This is a genomic window from Candidatus Merdisoma sp. JLR.KK006 (assembly GCF_036941035.1).
Taxonomy (GTDB): Bacteria; Bacillota; Clostridia; order Lachnospirales; family Lachnospiraceae; genus Laedolimicola.
In genome coordinates this window covers 101,599-109,876 of sequence record NZ_JAYMNS010000013.1, presented here as the reverse complement: position 1 = coordinate 109,876, position 8,278 = coordinate 101,599, and the positions used below count along the sequence as shown (strand labels likewise).

At 44.2% G+C, this 8,278-nt stretch carries 8 protein-coding genes and 1 pseudogene; all 9 read right to left on the bottom strand.

Features of this window, described 5'->3' with window-relative positions:
• Positions 1-703 (bottom strand): annotated as a pseudogene (locus VSQ61_RS11995) (triacylglycerol lipase); the annotation flags it as partial.
• Position 704: 1 nt separating this feature from the next.
• Positions 705-1,949, bottom strand: a complete 1,245-nt coding sequence (locus VSQ61_RS11990; RefSeq protein ID WP_334344660.1) for a MalY/PatB family protein — start codon at positions 1,947-1,949, stop codon at positions 705-707.
• Positions 1,933-2,406 carry a PD-(D/E)XK nuclease family transposase gene (locus tag VSQ61_RS11985; RefSeq protein WP_334344659.1) on the bottom strand — a complete coding sequence of 158 codons (474 nt, stop codon included), beginning with the start codon at positions 2,404-2,406 and terminating at the stop codon, positions 1,933-1,935. Before VSQ61_RS11985 ends, VSQ61_RS11990 begins: the two co-directional genes overlap by 17 nt.
• Positions 2,407-2,677: 271 nt before the next feature.
• Positions 2,678-2,824, bottom strand: a complete 147-nt coding sequence (locus VSQ61_RS11980) for a hypothetical protein (protein WP_334344658.1) — start codon at positions 2,822-2,824, stop codon at positions 2,678-2,680.
• Positions 2,814-3,572, bottom strand: a complete 759-nt coding sequence (locus VSQ61_RS11975) for a hypothetical protein (RefSeq protein ID WP_334344657.1) — start codon at positions 3,570-3,572, stop codon at positions 2,814-2,816. The genes VSQ61_RS11980 and VSQ61_RS11975 overlap by 11 nt, the downstream gene beginning before the upstream one ends.
• A gap of 31 nt (positions 3,573-3,603) precedes the next feature.
• Positions 3,604-5,037, bottom strand: coding sequence for a phospholipase D-like domain-containing protein (locus VSQ61_RS11970; protein WP_334344656.1), 1,434 nt, complete (start codon positions 5,035-5,037; stop codon positions 3,604-3,606).
• A 34-nt stretch (positions 5,038-5,071) separates the two neighbouring features.
• Positions 5,072-5,602, bottom strand: a complete 531-nt coding sequence (locus VSQ61_RS11965) for a GNAT family N-acetyltransferase (protein WP_334344655.1) — start codon at positions 5,600-5,602, stop codon at positions 5,072-5,074.
• Positions 5,603-5,833: 231 nt separating this feature from the next.
• Positions 5,834-7,573, bottom strand: coding sequence for a sensor histidine kinase (locus tag VSQ61_RS11960; RefSeq protein ID WP_334344654.1), 1,740 nt, complete (start codon positions 7,571-7,573; stop codon positions 5,834-5,836).
• A complete protein-coding gene (locus tag VSQ61_RS11955) occupies positions 7,570-8,274 on the bottom strand; it encodes a response regulator transcription factor (protein WP_334344653.1) in 705 nt (234 codons plus the stop codon). Before VSQ61_RS11955 ends, VSQ61_RS11960 begins: the two co-directional genes overlap by 4 nt.
• Positions 8,275-8,278: the final 4 nt, after the last annotated feature.

Below are 8,278 nucleotides of genomic sequence, written 5' to 3'. Positions count from 1 at the left end.
AGATAACAGCGCCGTTTCGCCTAAGCTCCGCCGGAATCCGGCCCCAGTAGTTGAAATATCTTAGATCCCGAAAACCAACTCCGTGAACCATCAGCAGGGGATAACGGGTCCTGCAAAGCTCCGAATCCACCCGCAGCTCCCGAAGTAATACCTTTTCCCGTTCAAAATCGTATTCCTCGTAGACCAGACGGCATGCATAAAGGAGCACAAAGAGATTCACCAGCGGAATCCACATGGTAAGGAGCATCACCACACGTCTTCCAATGCTCAGCCGGCGGGAGGTACAGAAAATCCGCAGCGCTCCCACTCCAATCAGCAGAAAAGCGCCCGCAACCGCTAAAATTCCATTTGCAATTAGAATCCCATTGCTAAAGTCATAAGGGCCTGCCTTATGTATGTAAAAGATGACAAAAACCGCTGTCTGGGCCCCTATTGAATAGAGCCCTTCGTACACCAGGCTTCGCCCTCCAAGCATCATCCGAACCCGCAGGCCCGTTTTCACGGAATCAAAAGCCGGCATAACAAGAAGTCCAAGGTAGAGCAAACCAAAGCATACCGCAAGGGTAATCAAAAGCCCAATCCGAATAACAAGAGGCACCTGTGATGCGGCCATTCTCTGATTGGCTGCGTCAGATAATAATATGAAGTTTAACATACCTGGAAGCAACAGCGCCAGAACACAGCGCTTGAGTGTCTTTTTCATCTCAATCTCTCATTTCATTCATGCTTTTAAATAGCTCCGCGCCCTTTTTTAAACGGGTAAGTCCTTCTGTTACATAGCTTCTGGGACAGCCGATATTCATCCGCAGGAAAGAGCTGCCATTTTCGCCGTATTCTCTTCCATCCATCAGATACAATCCGGCATGTTTCCTCAAAAAGCCGGCAAAGTTTCTGTTATTCTCTTCCCTCTCCTTCGTTTCAGCCGGCATCTCATCTTGCTCCAGGTTTTGGGATGAATGGATTCTGTCTAATGCGGAATATTCCAGCCATACAAGGTAAGAGGCTTTCCCGGAAATCATATGCACCCAAGGAAGCTCTTTTTTTAGAAAATCCTCCACACATTTTTTATTTTCCCAAATATATGCTCGCAAAGCCTCCAGCCAGGGTTCCCCTCTGGTAAATGCCGCAATTGCCGCTTCCACAGAAAATGAATCCGGTTCAGAGGCTTCATTGGCCTGAATGCCTTTTTGCACCTGTTTTCGAAGCTCTTTATTCGAAATTACCACAGCCGCAGTTTTAAGCCCTGCCAGATTGAAGGTCTTGGTAGGGGCAATGCAGGTGATACTGTTATCCCGACAGGCATCCGAGACTGATGCAAAAGGCGTATAGCGGCAGCCTGGATCCGTAATGTCACAGTGGATTTCATCCGAAACAACGGTTACATGATATTTTGCACACAGTTCTCCAACCTGCAGAAGCTCTTCCTTCGTCCAAATCCGTCCGGACGGATTCTGGGGATTGCACAGCAGCATAAGGGAAACCTTGGGATCCGCAAGCTTTTGTTCCAGATCCGCATAATCCATCTCATATGATTTTCCGTTATACACCAATGGATTTTCCACAAGTGCTTTTTTGCTTCTCTTTATTACATGATAAAAACCATTGTAAACCGGCGGCTGGATCAGGATCTTCTCATCCTCTTTCATCAGTCTGCCTATGACACCGGAAACAGCCGGGATCACTCCGCTGCAAAAAAGCAGCCAGTCCGGCTCCATATGAAAGCTATGGCGGCGCTCCCACCAGCTCACATAGGCGCTGTTCCACTCCTTGGAAACGATGGAATATCCGAATACACCATGGGCTGCCCGCTCCATAATGGCTTTTTGAATCTCCGGAGCCGTCTCAAAGTCCATATCCGCCACCCACATGGGAAGCTCTTCTTTCGGTACATTCCATTTCAGGGAGTTTGTCCCTCTGCGATCGATTCGTTTGTCAAAATCGTAATTCATAGCCGGTCTCCTTATCTATATCTTTTTTGTATCCATAGGAAGTCTTTTGTTTGTCAGTTCTATCCTGTAATGCTTTAGCCCCTTGCTCTATACCTTCTCTTCGCCCTTCTTCCAACCCCTTTTTCCGACCTTCCTCCATGCCTTTCTTCATCCCCAGCTCCAGATTATATTTCATCAGATAATTGTGGTCACGGATAGCCTTTTCACGGGCTTCGTATTCCAAACGCTTCATCTCATCCCCACTAAGCTGCGTCAACCTCTCATAGGCTCTTTCGATATATGGACTTGCTTCTGCCGCCATCTCAAATTCCTCCTTATGCTCTGCATTGAAAAAACGGGCCCAGTTCAAAACCTCGGTTTCCGGATAGTTCCTCTCTTTAAGCTTAGGAAGCTCCAGAATATGTATCTCCAGCTTATCCTCTTTATGTTCTCGCCTTATATGAGTAGGCAGAAGCATACTGACAACAGTATGATTACTCCCATTATAAAAGATTTCCCTAATTGATACAATATCTTTCTTCTTCCTAAAATCAGCTCTTAAAATTACTTGTTATCTTCTGGATTTTTCTGACAGAAATGTCCGAAATTTCTTTGAATTCTTTGATGAGGTCAGTATACACGACTGCACTCCTAATTTCTCCTAATTCCAGTCTTACTTCTTCTAAAATAAAAGGGTGTAACTTCTTTCATTCTCCAAAAGATTTTACACCCTCTGATACAAATACTATTTATCGAGGCTGTCCCTCCCCTGTTAAAACAAAAGTTTTTCCCCCATCCTCCGTGACATAGATATTTTTCTTATATTGATTGACTTCCATATCACTATAAATTCCCGCAATGCATCCATGATTCTCATCTTGAAAATCAATTTCCACTTTCCAATTTTTCCGGCTTGCTGATTTCTGCTGAAGCTTCATTCTCAAATGCCGGCGGAAAAAGCTCGTCATATTTTTGTTCCATCAGTTCTGTCAATGCTTCCGTAAAATTATAAGGTACGTCTTTTCCAATCCAGATATTTGAGAAATCTATCCAAAAGCTTCTATCCTCTATGCAAACCTGAAATTCATGCAGAGGTGATTTCCAAACTCCTTCTTTGGAATCCCCCGTCAAAAGGTATCTGTTATCCTCCAGAGCATAAATCATCCATTCCTCAATTTCAGCGGCACATGTGAAAAGCTCTTCTTTGGAAGCAATAGAAAAGCTTAAATACATTGGAAGAGCCCTTGCGTCTGCTGCCGTTTCCGCCGCTTCTTCCAAAGCTGCTTTCTCTATGCCTGCCCAAGACTCATAAGGACTTGCGAATAAGACATTCCGATCCTTATGCGACCAAAAATCAAAGGCATCTATTTTCATTAGCTGCTCTGACAGATTATTTTCCCGGAAGTTTTTTCGTACGGTCCAAAAACAGACCTCCCTTTCAGGCTCATGAACACTATAGGTACGGTAAGTATACATGCTTTTATTCATGTCCATAAGTTCCGTCTCTTCTCCAAAATAATCTTTTGCAGCCGAATCCAAATGTTTCATCAGCAATGAATTAATACCATGAAAATGTGACTCAAGAACCAGGATGGCAATAAAAATCAAGCCAAGTATAAAATGAAATAAATTCTTTTTATTCATTTGTTAATGCTCCTGTAAGTTGCCTTCCCCATCAGATCAGCATACGGAAAGGCTGTAAAAGAAAGCCGACAATCCCCCATGCCATACGTTTCCAAAGGGGAACCTTTTCTACCGTTATGTGGTCAGGCACCTCATAGGAACCGTCTGGGAGTACCATTCGGCTGTCTGCCGCCATTTCATTCATATAACCCTCCAACTCCTGACTCAGCTCTTTGCTTTCAATCACCAGCATCAATTCCGTGTCCAGATAAGAGCTTCGCAAATCCATGTTGTAGGATCCGATAATGGATAAATCATCATCAATCAAAATGCTTTTTCCATGATTGGAGATTCCTCCGTCATATTCATATAAGGGAATCCCTGTGGCAATGATCTTCTTTTTGTTTCGAATATAATCGCTGGAAGCCACAAAATTATCGCCGTTTTCTACGGAATTTAAAAGAATCCTTGTATTGGGAACCGCTTCTTTTAACAGGGAAAGCTGCTCGCACATATAATCATTGCAAACCACATAGGGAGATTGAATTATGATTCGTTCCCTGGCTCCTTTCATCAGCTCTGTCAGCTTACAAAAAACCACCGGCTCCTTGGCGTAAATTTCCGTAGGATTAGAGATTAAATGAATGCTTCCTGCCGCATATGTATGTTCCTGGTAATCCCAGCTTTCATCAAAAAGCTGAGGATAGTCATTCAAAAGCTGTTCATAACGGGCAGCCAGCATTGTTCTCTGCTCTCGTACTTTCGCTTTCTCTGCCAAACCTTCCGTATTATGGAAAGGCTTGCACACTTCCAGGTTCCAGACGCTTTCAAAATAAGCCGCCAACTCATGAATCGAGGTTTCCCCGCTTCCTGGCTCCGTATTAAAAATAAGAACTTCCCGATCACGGCTCACATTTTTGTCCGTATAATTGCCGATAAAATAGTCAAACGTATTGCGGCCTCCAAGAATGTAAGCCCTGTCATCCACAATAACATATTTATCGTGCATCCGTCCCTGAAGCTTCCAGGGTAATAAAGGATTTAAAGGATTGTAAATGCGGATCTCCACATTTGGATGGGAGGAAAGGGCATAGAACAACTCCTGTCCCTCCATTCGTATGGCGCCGCTGAATCCGTCTACCAGAATCCGAACCTGAACGCCTTTCTCCGCCCTGGCAAGTAATATGGCCAAAATATCTTTTGTACTCTCGTCAGGACGCATGTCAAAGGTGGAAAGAATCACTCGCTTCTGTGCCTTTGAAAGCAGGCGGATTCGTTCCTCCCAGGCACTTTCATTTGTCTCAAGGATCGCTGCCCTGTCAACCCCGGGGACGCCCCGCCGAAAGGCGGCCGTATCAAAGTCTGCCATTGTCTCCGAAGTGATTTCCGGAAAATGCAGAAAAGGAGCTGTGGATCCCACAATCAAGTAGAGCAGAGCTCCCAATATAATACATATAATTACCTTTATCAGTGGTTTTTGTTTCATCTCCTGCTCCTTATAAAGAATCCGTACGGCCTAATTACTTCAGCAGTTTTTCAAGACATACCAGTTGAACATCCGGAATCCCGTTAAATATGCAGGAAACAATCCCCGCTTCCCTGTAGCCCAGATGCTTGTACAGCCTGCGAGCCGCCAGATTACGGGCGTTGGTATCCATACGCAGATAATGACAATGATGCTTTAACGCATACTCCTCATAAAAGCTTACAAATTCAGTTCCATATCCCTTTCCTGAAAAGGCCGGATCTACCACGAGAGTATGTAAAACCATTACCTGATCCTCTGGTGCATCCGGATATTTCCAAGAGGCATATTTATATTCCGGAACCTGGCTCTGGTTGATCTTAGCTGCTGCAACTACGGTTTCATCCTGAAGCATCACAAACAGCTCTCCTGCTTCAAGAGCCTCAAGTGCTGTCCTCTTCGTGGGATATACACCCCGAATCCAGCCGATTGTAGTCTCGCCCTGCTCCTCCTTATCTAAAATATGTTCATAAATCTGAGCCACCTGTGAAATATCGCTATAGGCTGCTTTTTGAATCCTGTCCATTGCCGTTCCCTCTCTTTTCTAAATCTCATCCATATATAGCAGTTTGTAATGTAAATCTCATGTCACATCATATTCTTACTTTTGACTCTGACACAACTGTGATACATCGAACAGTAACTACATTTTATCATATATATGCAAACCTGAAAACAAGGACTTCACGGGGCTTTTACTTTTTTTATCAGAGAGGATGATACCTACCTTGTTATCAGGGAGGGAGCCTGGGCTTCATTACCGTATTGACTCCCCTGAAATTACCACCTGTACCCCTCTCTTTGTATTCTCCAAAGTAATTTCAAGAGCATGCTTTTCCAATATCTTTTTTGCCAAATACAGCCCCAGCCCCATATGCTTCCCCTCCTTGGCGGAACGGCTCTTATCCTGGCTGTAGAAGAGGTCAAATCCATGGTTTAACTGCTCTTCGCTTAAGGGCGTGCCTGTATTTTCAATGGTACATGCTTTCTCATTTAAGGTAATAAGGATTTTGCCCTCCGGTATATTGTAATCAGTTGCATTGGCTAAAAGATTCCAAACGGCTCTGGACATGTAATCCCTGTCACCCTCTACCTGAAAGTCCTGTTCTTTTTGTATTTCCACCTGCAGCTGCTTTTCTTCTATCAAGGGCTTTAGGCGGGTAAGCTGTTCCTCTATCAGATCTCCTATGGACAGATTTTCTCTTTGGAGCACCAGCTTTTCCGAGTCCATCCGGGATATGAAGATCATTTCACCTGCCAGGCGATCCATCTCCTCCGTCTGGCCCACAATCTGCATAAGGTAATATTCCCGTTTTTCTTCCATGTTATGTTCCAGCAGATTTTCCGCAAAATTCCGGATAATTCCCAGAGGCGTTTTAAGCTCATGGGCTATGGCGTTGATAAAGTCTCTTCTGGTTTCCTCCAATGCTTCCTGCTGATCGTAGAGCTTATTGGCGGAATAGATAATCTTTATCATGCATACAAGAATCAGCACAAAACCTGCTATATAGAGGTATTTCATATAATCCATAGCAGCAAGCCATGGATAGCTTTCCATATGGGCTTCAATATAGCGGTTAAAATTGCTCTCCGGATTAGGGGCAAGCCGTATAATGGTTGACTTGCGAAACAACCAGGATGAGCTTCCGGCAGCCGGACTGCCATAGTCCCACCCCGAAAGATCCGTTTTTTCCGGAAAGCCATGTAAAAAGAGGCTTTTGTCCCATTGCTCCCAGTTTTTATATCCCAAATTAATATAGGGTAAGCTTAAATTTGCATGGCTGAATTCGAGAAGATGATCGGTATCTATTTCTTCTATAGTACGATTCCATACTTGTTTTCTATCAGTCTCATACCAGACCAATGGCGGATTCTCAATATCAGGATAATAAACCTCTCCAAAATAATCGGTATAAGGGCTCATGTTATAGATGTGTACATAGCTGTCTTTCTTTTCCAGCTGTTCTCTCTTTTTCCAAACAAGTTCCCAGACAGCAATCTCGTAAGGATTACCCTCGCTCCCTTCTCTGGCTAATATTTCATATTTGGGCGGTTCCAGTTTATTATATAATTCACCGTTTTCACCCTCATATCCTGCCAGAGCTTCTTTATCATCCTGAGAAAAAATCTGATCCATAGGAGTCATAGCGGTTCCGATGGTATTCTCGCTCTTTGCAAGAAGTTCTCCCTCCTCATCATAAACAGCAAAGGAAAGCTTTATAAATTCTTCACCCGGGTAAAGGTAAGCGTTTGTAATAGATTGATACCAGATCTGCTTTGCCGTGTCATCCCATGTGTCGGGCGGATCATACTCCTGAGCATAGATGCTTTGCTGTACATTTGACAAAGTTTCTTTTAGGGTATCCTCATAGTCATTTTCAAACTGCAGCTTTACCAGATAGGTGGAAAGCAGCATAATCATCAGATATACCGCAGCAAATCCTGCCACTACAGGCTTCATCAGCCGGCGTCTTTTTTTACTCATTTTTACTTTCAAGCTTCTACCTCCATTCGATATCCTGATTTTCGAACGGTTTTTATGGTACAGCCGCAGTCGCCTATGACTTTTCGAAGCTTTTTGATGTGATTGTCTACAACTCTCTCATTTCCGTCAAAATCATAGCCCCAGAAGCGGATTAAAAGCTGTTCTCTGCTGTAGATTCTTCCGGGATTCTCAAGAAAGAATATCAGCATCTCGTATTCCTTTGGGGGCAGCTTCAAAAGTCTGTCCCGGTTCCATACCTTGTGGCTTTTCACATCTACGCTCAATTTTCCCGCCTTAAGGATCTGACTGTTTCCCTGGATTCTTCCAATCAATGCCATGGCTTTGGCGTGGAGCACAGGAAGTGAGAACGGCTTTGTGACGTAGTCGTCCGCTCCTAAGGAATAGCCATTGAGCTTATCCTCCTCCAATACCCGGGCCGTGATGAATATTATGGGCACATCGCTGTTTCTGCGGATCTTGCGGCATACGGAAAAGCCGTTCATTCCCGGCATCATGACATCCAAGAGAATCAGGTGGTAGCTTTTTTGCTCCAAAAGCTCCAGTGCCAGTTCCCCATCTTCAGCCACATCCGCCTCCCAGCCCTTGCTGATAAAATAATCTGCTGCTCCTTCTGCCATCAGGCAGTCATCCTCCACAATTAAAAGCCTATGTCCGATATTATGCTCCAAAGCTTTCCCATCCTTTCCGTCCATAAGC